The organism is Paraburkholderia sp. RAU2J, from assembly GCF_003634845.1.
Classification (GTDB): domain Bacteria; phylum Pseudomonadota; class Gammaproteobacteria; order Burkholderiales; family Burkholderiaceae; genus Paraburkholderia; species Paraburkholderia fynbosensis.
Map to the genome: position 1 here is coordinate 1,420,150 of NZ_RBXG01000002.1, position 15,807 is coordinate 1,435,956.

A 15,807-nucleotide genomic window follows, 5' to 3' on the forward strand; every position below is an offset into this window, starting at 1 on the left:
CTTCGTGACGCGCAGATATTCCACAGGACATTGCCATGAACTTCGAATTCACCGACGACCAGCAGTCGATCCAGGCCGCCATCGAAAAACTCTGTGAACGTTACGACGACGAGTACTGGCTTGCGAAAGATCGCGAAGGCGGTTTTCCGCACGACTTCCACCGCACGTTGGCCGAGGCGGGCTGGCTTGGCATCGCGATGTCGCCGGAGTATGGCGGCGCGGGGCTCGGCATGACCGAAGCCGCGCTGATGATGCGCACGATCAGCGGCTCGGGCGCCGGGTTGTCGGGCGCGTCGGCGGTGCATATGAACATCTTCGGTCTAAACCCGGTGCAGGTGTTCGGCAACGACGCGCAGAAGCGGCGCTTTCTGCCGCCGCTGATCGAAGGCCGCGACAAGGCCTGCTTCGCGGTGACCGAACCCGACGCCGGTCTCGACACCACGCATCTGAAAACCCAGGCTATGCGCGACGGCGACCACTACGTGCTGAGCGGCCGCAAGATCTGGATCTCGACCGCGCAGGTCGCGAACAAAATGCTGATCATCGCGCGCACCACGCCTTTGGAGCAATGCGCCAAGCCGACCGACGGTCTCACGCTGTTCTATACCGACCTCGATCGCGAGCGCGTGGAAGTGCGCGAGATCGAGAAGATGGGCCGCAAGGCGGTCGATTCGAACATGCTGTTCATCGACGATCTGCGCGTGCCGCTCGAAGACCGCATCGGCGACGAAGGCGCGGGTTTCCGCTATCTGCTGCACGGGCTGAATCCGGAGCGGATCCTGATTGCCGCCGAAGCGGTCGGTCTCGGCCAGGCGGCGTTGCGGCGCGCGACGCAGTACGCGAGCGAGCGCATCGTGTTCGGCCGGCCGATCGGCCAGAACCAGGCGATCCAGCATCCGCTCGCGCAGGCGTGGATGCAGCTCGAAGCGGCCAACCTGATGGTGTTCAAGGCGGCCTCGCTGTACGACGCCGGCAAGCCGTGCGGCGCCGAAGCCAACGCCGCCAAATACCTCGCCGCGGAAGCCGCGTTCCAGTCGTGCCAGACCGCGATCGCCACGCTCGGCGGGATGGGCTACGCGAAGGAATATCACGTCGAACGGTATTTGCGGGAGTGTATGATTCCGAGGCTCGCGCCCGTGAGTCCGCAGATGATTCTGTGTTTCATCGCGGAGAAAGTGCTGGGCCTGCCGAAGTCGTATTGACGTATCTCCCGACCGCCATGGATGTCAAACTCGTTGCCCGCACGCTGGATCTGTTCGAATTGTTCGCCGCCGAGCAACGGCCGCTGCCGCTTACCGAACTCGCGCGGTTGCTGAACGTGCCGGTGTCGAGCTGTCTCGCGCTGGCGCGCACGCTGGTGAGCCGCGGCTATCTGGTCGAGGTGAGGAAGCGCGGCGGCTACTATCCGACGCGGCGCTTGCAGATGCTCGCCAGCGCGATCAATGCGGTCGATCCGGTGGTCGAGATCGTGCATCCGCGCCTCATCGAGTTGCGCGACGCGAGCGGCGAGACCGCGGTGCTCGGCAAGATTCAAGGCACCGACGTGGTGTATCTCGACGTCGTGGAGTCGACCAAGGCGATTCGCTACTCGCGGGCACCCGGCGAGTTGCGGCCCTTGTATGCGAACTCGATCGGCAAGGCGATTTTCGGCGAACTGGACGCGGGCGCGCAGCAGGCGCTCGGTGCGCAGCTGTGGTTCGAACGTTTTACGGCGGCGACGGTGGCTGATCTGCCCGCGCTCGTCGCGCAAGCGGCGGCGGCGCGGGCACAGGGCTGGTGCGCGAATCTTGGCGAGAGTGCGCCGGAGCTGTCGGCGATTGCGGTGGCGGTGAGACTCGGGGGCGAGTGGTACGGGCTGTCGGTGGTGGGGCCGACCGAGCGCATCCAGAAAGATCAGCAGGCGCATGCCGCGCAATTGCTGCGTGTGAAGCAGGCGATCGAAGTGCAGGAGCAGCAGGAGCAGGTGGAATAGGTTGTCGGCGTTGGGGCGGGGGTTGCGGCGAATGCCGGTCTGCCGACCGTTCGATCGCCCGGTTTCCCACCCGCGACACTGCGTACGTGCGGCTCGGGCGCAACGGCCGCAGTCAGTGCGGGCAACCCCCGCACAACTCGCCCCGCAAACGGCGCATCACGACCGGCCCCGACCCGTTTTCAACCGACAATCAGCCTAGCCGGAACCGACTTCCACCGGTTCATCGGCTAGCCAATGAATCGGTTTGCCTCTACCATGCAAACAGCCGGTTGTCGGCGTTATCGAGCAAGCGCACGCTCGAGCGACACGCGCGCCGCGTAGCCATCAAGTCGTCATTCCCGTTATCCGTTTCGAACAGTCACGTTGACACGCCGCGAGCGAACCCGCGGTGCGTGTCGCGAATCCGTCATGAACAGCCAGTGCAGGGCAGGCCGTGCAGAAAGGGCGTCCTGTCATGCGCCGCGTCATGGTTTCACAGCAGGCTTCATCCACCTGCCGGCGACGGCAGACTTCATCCACCAGGAGTCAACAGATGAGCACGATCAAGACGAAAGACGGTACCGCAATTTTCTACAAGGACTGGGGCAAGGGTCGCCCGGTCGTGTTCTCGCACGGCTGGCCGTTGACCGCGGATGCATGGGACGCGCAGATGCTGTTTCTCGGCAGCAAGGGCTTTCGGGTGATCGCGCACGACCGTCGCGGGCACGGCCGCTCGGAGCAGCCGTGGGAAGGCAACGACATGGATACCTATGCCGACGATCTCGCCGCGCTGATCGAACACCTCGACCTGAAGGACGCGACGCTCGTCGGCCATTCGACCGGTGGCGGGGAAGTCGCGCACTACATCGGCCGGCATGGCACGCAGCGCGTCGCGAAGGCCGTGCTGATCGGCGCGGTGCCGCCGCTGATGCTGAAGACCGACAACAATCCGAACGGCACGCCGATCGACGTGTTCGACGGAATCCGCAAGGGCGTGGTCGATGACCGCTCGCAGTTTTTCAAGGACCTGGCGCTGCCGTTCTACGGCTACAACCGGCCGAACGCGAAGGTGTCGCAAGGGGTGATCGACTCGTTCTGGGCGCAGGGGATGGCTGGCTCGATCAAAGGCCTGTACGACTGCATCAAGCAGTTCTCCGAAGTCGACTACACGGAGGATCTGAAGAAGATCGACGTGCCGACGCTGGTGCTGCATGGCGACGACGACCAGATCGTGCCGATCGATGCAGCGGGCCGCCAGACCGCGAAGATCGTGAAGGACGCGACGCTCAAGGTCTATGCGGGCGGCCAGCACGGCATGTGCACCGTCGAGGCGGACAAGGTGAATGCCGATCTGCTGGAGTTCATCGGCGCGTGATGATGCGGTGACGCACGCGAGTGCGTGAGAAGAGGCGGCGCGGGCGCGTGATGAGCGGCGCGCCGCGCCGCGAAAGCCTCAACTTCCAACCTCCCTCACGCAGTCGGCCAGCCCATCCGCGCCGCTCGCCGCAATGCCGAGCGCACCACCATCCGGTGGAACGGCGCGATCGCGAGAATATAGAAGCGCCCGAGCCCATTGTGGCAATGCACGACCGTGGACAGTACCAGATAGCGCGAACGGCCGTCCCGCGTCTCACGGGTTTGCTGCAGCACCGACACCCGGAAGTCCAGATGACTGTCGTTCTCGCCGAGGATGATTTCGTGCGCGCTGCGCGTGTAGATCCTGAAGATGTCCACATGCTCCCGCGAGCGGCCCGCCGCTTGCGCGCGCAACTGCTTCGACGTCTTGAGTCCGAAGCGCGCGACCAGCGCATCGCGCAGCTCCATCAACCTGCCGACCCATCCCGCCTGATGCGCGAAAACAAAGCGCGCCAGCAATTCCGGATTGTCGATGGCGTTGTCGGGTAGGCGGACCGCGTACGCGTCGGCGAGATCCGGCGCGTGGTACAGACGCGTGACCGCGGATTCGACCGGCACGGCGACGGATTGCACGGTGGAGTGGGCGTTGGGCATGGTGACGTGCGGCGCTGAAATGATGCAGGCTCGAAGGCCGCGTCGATAACGTGACGGCGGCGGCGCGGTGATTCGCTGATGCACAAGGGGCAAGTCTACGCGTGCTTGCGCGCGGCTGCGCCGGCGGTTCGGTGCGCGTGCCGCGAATTACGGCATCGAAAGAAAAAAGTTTAGCCGGTGTTATACGACGTCTTATAAATTGAACGGGGCTAGTTGCTTGTTTATCAAGGAAAGGCGTTTCGATAGTGGGCCAGACTAGGGGTAAATGCCTGGTTGAAATCCGCTCGGGCATCGTTGATAGTACGTTATCGTACAACTAGCGTGCGTTATGCAGGCGGCATTACCGGCGCTGCACCGCTAGCTGCCCCCAAGTTCGATCGCGCGCGGCGCAGTCCACGCAGGAAAGGAACCCCTATGAAAAAGATTGCCCTGAGTGGCGCCGGCGGCCAGCTCGGCGCCGTCGTACGCGCCGCCATGATTGCGCGCGGCACGCCGCTGCGTTCGGCAGCAGGCTCGAAGGCCCTGACACCCCTCGTCGAAGGCGAGGACGTGATGCACGGCGACCTGCGCGATCCGGCGGTCGTCGATCGTCTGCTCGAAGGCGTGGACGTGTTGATCCACTTCGCCGGCACGAGCGTCGAGCGGCCGCTGCCGGAAATCATCGAGAACAATCTGCGCGGTCTGGTGGAGGTGTACGAAGGCGCGCGCCGTCACGGCGTGAAGCGCATCGTGTTCGCCAGCTCGAATCACGCGATCGGCATGTATCCGGTCACCGAAAAGCTCAGCCTCGACTGCGAACTGCGCCCGGACGGTTTCTACGGCCTGAGCAAGGTGTGGGGCGAAGCGCTCGCCAGAATGTATTGGGACAAGCACGGCATCGAAAGCGTGTGCGTGCGCATCGGCAGTTGCGTCGAACGCCCGACCGAGCCGCGTCACCTGAGCACGTGGTTCGGCCATCGCGATCTGATGCACTTCCTCGACCGCTGCGTCGAGGCCGAAAACGTCGGCTTCCTGACCATCTGGGGCGTGTCGGCCAATACGCGCAGCTGGTGGGACAACAGCGGCGCCGCGCGTTTCGGCTATCAGCCGACCCAGAACGCCGAGGACTACGCCGCTGAAATTCTGGCGCGCCCGAATCCGCTCGACGCTTTTGGCCAACGCTTCCAGGGCGGCGCCTTTGTCGGCATCGATTATTCGCGCGAAGACGGCGGCCCGGACGCTTCGGCCGCCACGGCGGCACGGCCGGTCTGACTGGCCTGGCATCACGAGGAGACGCAGTCATGAAAGTCAAGGGCATCCGCTGGTGGATGGTCAGCCTGGTCGCGGCCGGGCTCATCATCAATTACCTCGCGCGCAATACGCTGTCGGTCGCCGCGCCGACGCTGATGAAAGACCTCCACATCACCACCGAGCAGTACGCTCACGTGGTCGTCGCGTGGCAGCTTTGCTATGCGTTCATGCAGCCGGTCGCGGGCTTCGTGCTCGACACGGTCGGCACCAAGCTCGGCTTCGCGGCGTTCGCGCTCGCCTGGTCGCTGGCCTGTGCCGCCGCCGCGTGGGCGACGGGCTGGCGCAGTCTCGCGTTCTTCCGCGGCCTGCTCGGCCTCGCTGAAGCGGCGGGCATTCCGGCCGGCGTGAAAGCGACCAGCGAATGGTTCCCGGCGAAAGAGCGGTCGGTGGCGATCGGCTGGTTCAACATCGGCTCGTCGATCGGCGCGTTGCTGGCGCCGCCGCTGGTGGTCTGGGCGCTGTTGCGCGGACAGTGGCAACTGGCGTTCGTGATCGTCGGCGTGGCGGGCATGGTGTGGAGCGCGGTGTGGATGGTGATGTACAAACATCCGCGCAAGCAGAAGATGCTGAGCGCCACCGAGCGCGACTACATTCTGAGCGGCCAGGAAGCGAAGCACTCCGAGGCCGGCGCACCCAAGCGCAACTGGCGCGCGATGCTGGGCAGCCGCGATTTCTGGGCGATCGGCATTCCGCGCATTCTGTCGGAACCGGCGTGGCAGACCTTCAACGCGTGGATTCCGCTGTACATGATGACCGAGCGTCACATGAACCTGAAGGAAGTCGCGATGTTCGCATGGATGCCGTTCCTCGCCGCCGATATCGGCTGCGTGCTCGGCGGCTATCTGAGCCCGCTGTTCCATAAGTACGCGAAGGTGTCGCTGTTCACGTCGCGCAAGATGGTGTTCGTCGTCGGCGCGCTGTGCATGATCGGACCGGCGTGTGTCGGGCTGGTGCAAAGTCCGTATATGGCGGTGGCGCTGCTGTGCGTCGGTGGCTTTGCGCATCAGACCTTGTCCGGCGCCTTGTACGCGATCACGTCCGACATGTTCGGCAAGAACGAAGTCGCGACCGCGACCGGCATGGGCGGCATGGCGGGCTATCTGGGCGCCGCGGCGTTCACGATGCTGTTCGGCGTGCTGGTCACGCAGATCGGTTACAGCCCGCTGTTCGTCGTGCTGGCCGTGTTCGATCTGATCGCCGCCGCCGTGGTGTGCCTGCTCGCGAAAAGCAGCGACAAGGCGCCCGAGCCGCGCTGGTCCGGCGCCGGTGGCGTGGTCGCCGCCAAGTAAGTGATGGCGAGTTCCGCCGGTGTGATTCGGCGGAATATCCAGCTTGACAGGTCATGCAGCAACGGCGCCTTCTTCACTGAGGCGCCGTTTTTTTTCGGGCGCGGCGTGCGAGCTTCACGCGGCTGTGGCAACGCGGCGCTTCTTTCCGGACGCACGGCGCGGCGCGTCGTATGCATTGGCGCGAGGAAAACGAAACAGGTCATCAAAAAGCCATCCGATCCGTCACGCGCACGCGTCAACCGACGCCGCATACGCGGGGCCGCGCGGCACGCTTGAGCCGCACAGCATCTAGTGCTGTGGGATAATTGCCGAGTTTTGCCCGGAGCACGGCTCACAAGGTTGTTCGCACGGGCGCGCGAGGGGCCTCTATTCCCTTGGCCCGCTTCTTTTCAGCGATATTTCTCCAACAACCACGATGCCCGCATACCGTTCCAAAACCTCCACCGCCGGCCGCAACATGGCGGGGGCGCGCTCCCTGTGGCGTGCCACCGGCATGAAAGACGAAGACTTCTCGAAGCCGATCATTGCGGTGGTCAATTCGTTCACCCAGTTCGTGCCCGGCCATGTGCACCTGAAGGACCTGGGTCAGCTCGTCGCACGCGAAATCGAAGCCGCCGGCGGCGTAGCCAAGGAATTCAATACCATCGCGGTCGATGACGGCATCGCGATGGGCCACGACGGCATGCTGTATTCGCTGCCGAGCCGCGACATCATCGCGGATTCGGTGGAGTACATGGTCAATGCGCATTGCGCCGATGCGATGGTGTGCATCTCCAACTGCGACAAGATCACCCCCGGCATGCTGATGGCCGCGATGCGCCTGAACATTCCGGTGATCTTCGTGTCCGGCGGCCCGATGGAAGCCGGCAAGACGCGCCTCGCCAATCCGAAAACCGGCACCATCGAGTTCAAGAAGCTCGACCTCGTGGACGCGATGGTGATCGCCGCCGACAAGGCCTATTCCGACGCCGACGTGGCCGAGGTGGAACGCTCTGCCTGCCCGACCTGCGGTTCGTGCTCGGGCATGTTCACGGCCAACTCGATGAACTGCCTGACCGAAGCGCTGGGCCTCTCGCTGCCGGGCAACGGCACGGTGGTCGCCACGCACGCGGACCGCGAGCAGCTCTTCAAGCGCGCCGGCCGCCGCATCGTCGAACTGGCCCGCCAGTACTACGAGCAGGAAGAGGCGAGCATTCTGCCGCGCGCGGTGGGCTTCAAGGCATTCGAAAACGCGATGACGCTCGATATCGCGATGGGCGGCTCGACCAACACGATCCTGCACCTGCTGGCGATCGCGCGCGAAGCGGACATCGACTTCACCATGACCGACATCGACCGCCTGTCGCGCATCGTGCCGCAGTTGTGCAAGGTGGCGCCGAACACTAACAAGTACCACATCGAAGACGTGCATCGCGCGGGCGGCATCATGGCCATCCTCGGCGAGCTGGACCGCGCCGGCAAGCTGCACACCGACGTGCCGACGGTGCATGCGGCAACGCTGAAGGACGCGTTGGATCAGTGGGACATCGTCCGCACTCAGGACGACGCGGTCCGTACCTTCTACATGGCGGGCCCGGCCGGCGTGCCGACCCAGGTCGCGTTCAGCCAGAACACGCGCTGGCCGAGTCTCGATCTCGATCGCGCCGAGGGCTGCATCCGCTCGTACGAGCATGCGTTCTCGAAGGAAGGCGGCCTTGCGGTGCTGACGGGCAACATCGCGCTCGACGGCTGCGTGGTGAAGACCGCGGGCGTCGACGAGAGCATCCTCGTGTTCGAGGGCTCGGCTCACGTGACCGAATCGCAGGACGAGGCGGTGGAGAACATCCTCGCCGGCAAGGTCAAGGCCGGTGATGTCGTGATCGTGCGTTACGAAGGTCCGAAGGGTGGCCCGGGCATGCAGGAAATGCTCTATCCGACGAGCTACATCAAGTCGCAGGGTCTCGGCAAAGCCTGTGCGCTGCTGACAGATGGCCGCTTCTCGGGCGGCACGTCGGGCCTGTCGATCGGCCACTGCTCGCCGGAAGCGGCGGCGGGCGGCGCGATCGGCCTCGTGCGCGATGGCGACAAGATCCGCATCGACATTCCGAACCGTACGATCAACGTGCTGCTGTCCGACGAGGAACTGGCGAGCCGCCGCGAAGCGCAGAACGCAAAGGGGTGGAAGCCCGCCAAGCCGCGTCCGCGCAAGGTGTCGGCTGCACTGAAGGCGTATGCGAAGCTGGTGATGTCGGCTGACAAGGGTGCGGTGCGCGACCTGTCGCTGCTGGAAGACTGATTTCGCGGCGGGCTTCGCGCCCGCTTGCGTGTAAAAAAGCCGCTCTTCGGAGCGGCTTTTTTTTTGCCTGTCTGTTGTGTTGCGGCTTCGCGGGCTGAAGGCGTGAACGAGTGGCCGTGCGAGCAGCCGATCGTCGCGTCAGCGCGCGGGGCAAAGAGCAAACGATATCCGCGCGCGCTCACCCCGCGACATTCACGCTTTTACCGCTGATCGACCACCGTCGTGTTGTAGGTCGTCGAGCCGATCACCACGTTGTTCAACGCAATGCCGTTGACGTTGTACGCGTAAATCGGGCCCGGCGTGCTCGCGCTGGCCGGTCCCGCGCAGACCGCCGTGCCCAGGTTGCAGTTCGAGATCGTGACGCCGGTGATCGCCGGCACCGTCGGCGCCGGTGTCGAGCCGTTGTAGTCGAACGCGACCGGCCCTTGCGCGACGATCGCCTGAAAGCACGAACCCGTTACGCCGTTGAGTGTCACGTTGCTCGCCTGCACGTTCGAGATGTTGACGTTCTGCACGACCGCCGGACGGGTGCGGATCGCGTCGTTGGCGGGCTGGTAGTCGCAATCGAACGTGATCAGGCCGCCTTGCGCCGCCGACGGATTGGCCGCCGTCGCCGTGACCACGCCGAGCGGCACCGTGCCGTTGATCGGACTGCCGGCCAGCAACGCGCTGCCGTAGCCCGAGCCTTTCAGCGCGACGCCGTTGGGCAGCGTGACCGTATCGACGTAGAAGTTCTTCACGAAGCCGCCGCGATTCATGTTCGTCTTGATGCGAATCGCGATGTTCAGCGGATTGGTCGCCCAGTTCTGGTTGAGCATCCGCAGATTGCGTGCGTAGATGTTCTGCACGCCGCCACCCATTTCGCTGCCGAGCGTGATGCCGCCGTGGCCGCTATTCATCGTGCAGTTCTGGATCACGTGGTTTTGCGCGGGGCCGTACTGCGTGTCGAGATCCTTGCCGGATTTGATCGCGATGCAATCGTCGCCGGTGTTGAAGGTCACGCCATCGCACAGCACGTTGTCGCACGCATCCGGATCGAAGCCGTCGTTGTTCGGGCCGACGCTGTTGGTCGTCACGCCGCGGATCACGACGTTCTTGCAATCGGTCGGATGATGCTGCCAGAACGGTGTGTTGTTGGTCGTGTAGTTCTCCATCAGCACGTTGGTGCAGCCGAGGAATTCGACCATGCACGGACGCAGGTAGTGCCCGATGCCGAAGATCCGCTTCTCGATCGGCACGCCCGCCTCCGACAGCGCGGGCAAGTAGTTCGCGTCCTCTTGCCACGGCGTGGTGGGGCTCGTGAGCTGCGCATAGAGCGCGTCGGAAATGCCCGGCACCGCGGTGCGCAGATCGACGTTGTTCGAATTGATCGACACTTGCGACGGCGTCGTCGAGTTCACGCACCCGTACGCGCCGTTCGATCCTTTAAAGGTCCACCAGCAGGTGGCGGTGTTGCCGGTGCCGGCGAACGGCGTCATCGCCTGGCCGTTGAGCACCGAGGTGGCGTCTTCACCGGTCAGTGCGATGTTGGTCTGGTTGCGCGCGTAAACCGGCGAGCCGTAGTTGAGGCAATCGTTTGCCTGCCAGCGGCTATAAAACAGGTTGCCGTTGGCGCCGCAGTTCACCGGGCCGTCCTTCGCGTAGTCGGCGGGATTCGGGCTGAAGTAGATCGTGCAGTTCGCGCTCAGGTGGAAGTTCACATTGCTGAGCAGGACGATCGGGCCTGCGCAATACCACGTGCCCGCCGGCACGACCACGCGACCACCGCCGGCTGCGTTGCAGGCCTGGATCGCGGCGAGAAACGCGGGCCGGGAATCGAACGAACTGGCGGCGTTGGTCTGTTCCGAGCCGGGGCTCGTGAGCGATGCCGAGCCCGTGTACGGATTGCTCGCGGCGATCACGGAGCAGGGCTGCGCGCCGTACTGGGTGACCAGATAGTCGCGCGCGGGGAACATCGACTGGTTGATGCCTTGCAACGACGCGATGATCTGCGTAGCCGCGCCCGACGAGCCCCAGATCGGGTCCTGCACCACGGGCGGTGCGCCTGGCGTGGCGGGCGAATCGTTGATGGAGCTGCCGCAAGCGGACAGGCCGCCGAGCAGGGTCGCGCCCGCGGACGTGCCAGCCAGCACGATGAATGCGCGGCGTGCGGGCGAGTGCGGTTCGCACTGCTGGCGGTTTCTCGATGCGTTCCGTTGGCCGTTATTTTTATGCCGGGTTGTCATGGATGTCTCCTTGCCCTTTGCGGGCGTTGTCAGTAGTCGTGGGTGATGATGGGGACGACCGTCGCCGGTATCGTTTTGCCACAGCAAGAATCACGACCGGTAGTGATCCTTAACATTTGTAAAGAGCGGACGACAACGGCCATGGACTCACACGCACGAGGGTGAGCGCCCGCCGTTCCACGGCGCCATCTGCATGGAGCCGACGGAACGGCGCGCAGGAACGTGCGGTATTAAGCGGGCTGTTGGCCGATTTCGTGATTGGCGAGCACTTCGAGCGCGCGCACCATCGCGGAGTGGTCCCACGCCTTGCCGCCATGCGCGACGCACGCATTGAACAGCGCCTGGCAGGTGGCGGTGTTCGGCAGCGATACGCCGAGCGCCTGCGCGGTCGACAGCGCGAGGTTCAGGTCCTTCTGATGCAGTTCGATGCGGAAGCCCGGATCGAAGCTGCGTTTGGTCATGCGCTCGCCGTGCACTTCGAGAATGCGCGACGACGCGAAGCCACCCATCAGCGCTTCGCGCACGCGCGCAGGATCGACGCCGGCCTTCGACGCGAGCAGCAGCGCCTCGCCGACCGCTTCGATCGTTGCGGCGACGATCACCTGATTGGCCACCTTGCACACCTGACCCGCGCCGACCGCGCCGATCAGCGTGACGTTCTTGCCCATCATGTCGAAGAGCGGCTTGACGCTGTCGAAGGTCGCGGTTTCGCCGCCCACCATGATGGTCAGCGAGCCGGCCTTGGCGCCGACCTCGCCGCCCGACACCGGCGCGTCCAGATAGTCCGCGCCGCGCTCGCGCACGCGCGCGGCGAATTCGCGGGTGGCCATCGGCGAGATCGAGCTCATGTCGACCACCGTTTGTCCCGCGCGCAAGGCGCTGGCCACGCCCTCGTCGCCGAACAGCACGCGTTCGACGTCCGGCGTGTCCGGCACCATGATGAAGATCACGTCGGCCTGCGCGGCGACCGCGGCGGGGCTGTCGCACGCGATCGCGCCAGCCTGGGTGAGTTCGTCGGGCACACCGCTGCGCGTGAACGCGGCCAGCGCGACGCCATTCTTGAGAAGGTTGGCGGCCATGGGCTTGCCCATGATGCCGAGTCCGATAAAGCCTGCTTTTTGCATGGAATGCTCCGAAGATGTCATGGCGGCCGTGCCGCTGCCCGTGTCTGGCTTGGCGCCGGGGTTCAGGCCTGGCCCGCCGGTTTCTGCATGAAGTGTTTCTGAACCGTCTGTGCGGCGTTTTTCAACATGCCCATGTCCGCGCACACCGCAATGATGCGGCAGCCCAGCGACAGATAGCGTTCCGCGTCGGCCTGCACCGGTGCGAGAATGCCGCTCGATTTGCCGGCCGCCTGCGCGCGCTCGAAAACGTGCGCGATCGCCTGTTGCACGTCCGGATGGCTGGCGTTGCCGAGGCGGCCGTAGCCGGCCGCGAGGTCGGACGGGCCGACGAACACCGCGTCGACGCCGTCCACCGCGAGGATCTCGTCGATCGCGTCGACGGCCTTGCGGCTCTCGATCTGTACGATCACGCAGACGTTGTCGTTGGCGATGTCGAAGTAGTCGGGCACGGCCGCATAACGGTTGCCGCGATGGCTCATCGACACGCCGCGAATGCCCTGGGGCGGATAGCGCGTCGCGGCGACCGCGCGGGCCGCGTCGTCGGCACTTTCGATGAAGGGCACGAGGAAGTTGGAGAAGCCGCTGTCCAGCAGCCGCTTGATGAACACGCTGTCGTTGGCCGGCGGCCGCACAACCGGCGCGCTGGCGCTGTCCTTGAGCGACATCAGCTGGGGGATCAGCGTGAGCACGTCGTTGGGCGCGTGCTCGGCGTCGAGCAGCATCCAGTCGAAACCGATGCCGCCCAGCAGTTCCGTGACGACCGGACTGGCGAGCGACGCCCAGCAGCCGATCTGGGTTTCACCGGCGCAAACCGCGCGCCGGAAGCGATTGGGTAAGGCCTCGTAGGGCGTGACAGACGGCATGGGTATCTCCTCGAACGGCAATGGATCGGGCGAGTCCGACGACGGCTATGCGAGGTGTTATAAGTCGTCGTATGTCTTGCTCTCAGAGTAGCATTGACCCCATGGGTTGTAACCGCCACGTAAACCCGAATTCCCCGCCGGACAGGCGTTTCAGGTTGCGCGGTAGGCCTCTCATGTTGTAGGATGACTTATATCTAAGGCCTTCACTTAAGGAAAGCGAAAATGTCTATTACCGGCGAAATGCTGATCGGCCGCCAGGCAGTGCGCGGCGAGGAACAACCATTGCACGCGGTCAATCCCGCCACGGGGTCCGAGATCGCCGAGCCGGTTTTCGGCAGCGGCGGCGTCGCTCAGGTTGAGCGCGCGTGCGAACTGGCGCAACAGGCGTTCGACCCGTACCGGGCGTTGCCGCTGACGGTGCGCGCCGAGTTTCTCGAGCGCATCGCCGACGGCATCACGGCGCTGGGCGATGCGCTGATCGAGCGCGCGCACCAGGAGTCGGGTCTGCCGAAGGCGCGTCTCGAAGGCGAGCGCGGCCGTACCACCGGCCAGCTCAAGCTGTTCGCACAAGTCGTGCGCGCCGGCCAATGGCTCGCCGCGACGCTCGACTCGCCGCTGCCGGAGCGCAAGCCGCTGCCGCGCTCGGATCTGCGTATGCAGAAGATCGCGCTCGGCCCGGTCGCGGTGTTCGGCGCCAGCAACTTCCCCCTCGCGTTCTCGGTGGCGGGCGGCGATACGGCGGCAGCGCTCGCGGCCGGTTGCCCGGTCGTCGTGAAGGCGCACCGCGCACACCTCGGCACGTCGGAAATGGTCGGCCGTGTGATCCAGCGCGTCGCGCAGGAAATGGACCTGCCTGAAGGCGTGTTCTCGATGATCGTCGGCGCGGGCAATCTGGTCGGTGAAGCGCTGGTCGCGCATCCGGCGATCAAGGCGGTCGGCTTCACCGGCTCGCGCGCGGGCGGCACGTCGCTGATGCGCGTCGCCGCGGCGCGTGCCGAGCCGATTCCGGTCTACGCGGAGATGAGCAGCATCAACCCCGTGTTCATTCTGCCGAACGCGCTGGCGCAACGCGGCGACAGCATCGCGCGCGGTTTCGTCGATTCGCTCGTGCTCGGCGCGGGTCAGTTCTGTACCAACCCGGGTCTCGCGATCGTTCTCGACAGCGACGCGCTGAAGGGCTTCGTCGCGACGGCGTCGGAAGCACTGAGCGGCAAGCCGGCTCAAACCATGCTGACCGCGGGCATTCACGCCGCTTATCAGGACGGCGAAAGCAAGCTGGCGGCGACCAGGGGCGTCGAGGCAGTGGCGCGCGGTGTCGACGCAAGCGGCCCGACGCAGGCTCGCGCGGCGCTGTTCGTGACCGATGCGCAGACTTTCCTCGCCAACCCGGCGCTGGAAGACGAAGTGTTCGGCCCGGTGTCGACCATCGTGCGTTGCAAGGACGAGCAGGAAATGCTGAAGGTGGCCGAGCACTTCGCCGGCCAGCTGACCGCGACGCTGCAGATGGACAGCGCCGACATCGCCGCCGCGAAGAAGCTGGTGCCGATTCTCGAGCGCAAGGCAGGGCGGATACTGGTCAACGGTTACCCGACGGGCGTCGAGGTGTCGCACGCGATGGTGCACGGCGGCCCGTTCCCGGCGACGTCGGACAGCCGCGCGACGTCGGTCGGCACGACGTCGATCGAGCGCTTCCTGCGCCCGGTCTGCTACCAGGACTTCCCGGCGGATCTGCTGCCGCAGGCGCTGGCCGACGGCAATCCGCTCGACCTGTGGCGTCGTCGCGACGGCGAAATCACGCGCGGCTAAAGATTGACCTCGCTCTCGTGGCCTGCAAGTGAGCGGGCCGCGAGCGTGAGATAAAAGCGAAGCAGGATAAAAAAATGGCCGGGACATCCCGGCCATTTTTCCTTTGCGCGCAGCCTGGTAGATCAGCTGTTCGCCTCGCTCACCTCGTTCGCGCGCCGCAACCGTTCACGGCTATTCGACAGATGCATGCGCATTGCCGCGCGCGCGCCTTCCGCATCGTGCCGCGAGATCGCTTCGAGAATGCTTTCGTGTTCGAGGTTGACGAGCGACAGATACGCGTCCGGTTCCGCGCGCGCAATGCCGGCCGAGTCGAGCCGGTTGCGCGGAATCAGCGCGCTGCCCATTTGCGTGAGGATGTCGACGAAATAGCGGTTACCCGTGGCGCGCGCGACCGAGATATGAAACTGCAGGTCGGCGTCGACGCTATCGAGCCCGTTGTGGCGAGTCGCTTCGATCGCATCGAGCGCGGCGCGCATGCGCGCGAGGTCGTCCGTCTTCGCGCGTTGCGCGGCGAGACCGGCGCACTCCGTCTCGAGGCTGATACGCAGCTCGAGAATGGACAGCACGTCGCGCAGCGTGGTGGCCGGCACCATGTCGATGCCCAGCTTTTCGCGCTGCGGCTCCAGCACGAAACTGCCGATACCGTGCCGCGTCTCGATGATCTTGCCTGCCTGCAGACGTGAAATTGCTTCGCGGATCACGGTGCGGCTCACGCTCAGCGTGACCATCAGCTGTGATTCGGTCGGCAGTTTGTCGCCGGGCTTGAGCGCGTTAGTCGCGATCTGCTCGGTGACGTAGTTCACGACGAACTCGGCAAGATTGCGAGCGCGTCGTGGCGGTGCCGCGGATGCCAGTGGAGTAGCCATCGAGAACGCCCCTTGAATCAGATAGTTGCAGATACGCTCTGCAGGTTCATTATACCGTCGTCTGACGACTGCTTATAAAAACGCCGGTTCATTTTCAGCGCCGGCGCC

General features: G+C 65.0%; 12 protein-coding genes. 7 read left to right on the forward strand and 5 right to left on the reverse strand.

The genetic code is table 11. The annotated features are described in order from the left end of the window. Nucleotides 1-35 precede the first annotated feature (35 nt). The 3 genes from B0G69_RS23885 to B0G69_RS23895 all read left to right on the forward strand — a co-directional run bounded on the left by B0G69_RS23885 (nucleotide 36) and on the right by B0G69_RS23895 (nucleotide 3,326). Nucleotides 36-1,202, forward strand: coding sequence for an acyl-CoA dehydrogenase family protein (locus B0G69_RS23885; RefSeq protein ID WP_121321600.1), 1,167 nt, complete (start codon nucleotides 36-38; stop codon nucleotides 1,200-1,202). A gap of 17 nt (nucleotides 1,203-1,219) precedes the next feature. Then, a complete protein-coding gene (locus B0G69_RS23890; protein ID WP_121323849.1) occupies nucleotides 1,220-1,972 on the forward strand; it encodes an IclR family transcriptional regulator in 753 nt (250 codons plus the stop codon). A gap of 532 nt (nucleotides 1,973-2,504) precedes the next feature. Continuing rightward, nucleotides 2,505-3,326 (forward strand): alpha/beta hydrolase, encoded by an 822-nt coding sequence (locus B0G69_RS23895; protein WP_121321602.1) that lies wholly within the window; start codon nucleotides 2,505-2,507, stop codon nucleotides 3,324-3,326. A 95-nt stretch (nucleotides 3,327-3,421) separates the two neighbouring features. Here B0G69_RS23895 and B0G69_RS23900 read toward each other — a convergent pair whose 3' ends face one another. Further along, nucleotides 3,422-3,961 (reverse strand): DUF2867 domain-containing protein, encoded by a 540-nt coding sequence (locus B0G69_RS23900; RefSeq protein ID WP_121321604.1) that lies wholly within the window; start codon nucleotides 3,959-3,961, stop codon nucleotides 3,422-3,424. Nucleotides 3,962-4,375: 414 nt separating this feature from the next. Between B0G69_RS23900 and B0G69_RS23905 the strand changes: the two genes are divergently transcribed. The 3 genes from B0G69_RS23905 to ilvD all read left to right on the forward strand — a co-directional run bounded on the left by B0G69_RS23905 (nucleotide 4,376) and on the right by ilvD (nucleotide 8,815). After that, nucleotides 4,376-5,212: an NAD(P)-dependent oxidoreductase gene (locus tag B0G69_RS23905; protein WP_121321606.1), complete on the forward strand. Its 837-nt coding sequence runs from the start codon at nucleotides 4,376-4,378 to the stop codon at nucleotides 5,210-5,212. A 29-nt stretch (nucleotides 5,213-5,241) separates the two neighbouring features. Next, on the forward strand, nucleotides 5,242-6,540 hold the full coding sequence (locus B0G69_RS23910) for an MFS transporter (RefSeq protein WP_121321608.1): 1,299 nt from the start codon (nucleotides 5,242-5,244) through the stop codon (nucleotides 6,538-6,540). Nucleotides 6,541-6,955: 415 nt separating this feature from the next. Then, nucleotides 6,956-8,815 carry a dihydroxy-acid dehydratase gene (gene ilvD / locus B0G69_RS23915; RefSeq protein WP_121321610.1) on the forward strand — a complete coding sequence of 620 codons (1,860 nt, stop codon included), beginning with the start codon at nucleotides 6,956-6,958 and terminating at the stop codon, nucleotides 8,813-8,815. 200 nt (nucleotides 8,816-9,015) lie between these two features. On the opposite strand, the gene B0G69_RS23920 is transcribed toward ilvD, so the two are convergent. From B0G69_RS23920 to garL, 3 genes are all read right to left on the reverse strand, one after another. After that, on the reverse strand, nucleotides 9,016-11,040 hold the full coding sequence (locus B0G69_RS23920; protein ID WP_121321612.1) for a glycoside hydrolase family 28 protein: 2,025 nt from the start codon (nucleotides 11,038-11,040) through the stop codon (nucleotides 9,016-9,018). 230 nt (nucleotides 11,041-11,270) lie between these two features. Next, nucleotides 11,271-12,185, reverse strand: a complete 915-nt coding sequence (locus B0G69_RS23925) for a 2-hydroxy-3-oxopropionate reductase (protein ID WP_121321614.1) — start codon at nucleotides 12,183-12,185, stop codon at nucleotides 11,271-11,273. Between the two features lie 41 nt (nucleotides 12,186-12,226). Continuing rightward, nucleotides 12,227-13,027, reverse strand: coding sequence for a 2-dehydro-3-deoxyglucarate aldolase (gene garL / locus B0G69_RS23930; RefSeq protein WP_121321616.1), 801 nt, complete (start codon nucleotides 13,025-13,027; stop codon nucleotides 12,227-12,229). A gap of 222 nt (nucleotides 13,028-13,249) precedes the next feature. Here garL and B0G69_RS23935 point away from each other — a divergent pair, with 222 nt between their 5' ends. Beyond that, nucleotides 13,250-14,833: an aldehyde dehydrogenase (NADP(+)) gene (locus B0G69_RS23935; protein ID WP_121321618.1), complete on the forward strand. Its 1,584-nt coding sequence runs from the start codon at nucleotides 13,250-13,252 to the stop codon at nucleotides 14,831-14,833. Between the two features lie 122 nt (nucleotides 14,834-14,955). On the opposite strand, the gene B0G69_RS23940 is transcribed toward B0G69_RS23935, so the two are convergent. Next, nucleotides 14,956-15,699, reverse strand: a complete 744-nt coding sequence (locus tag B0G69_RS23940; protein WP_121321620.1) for a FadR/GntR family transcriptional regulator — start codon at nucleotides 15,697-15,699, stop codon at nucleotides 14,956-14,958. Nucleotides 15,700-15,807: the final 108 nt, after the last annotated feature.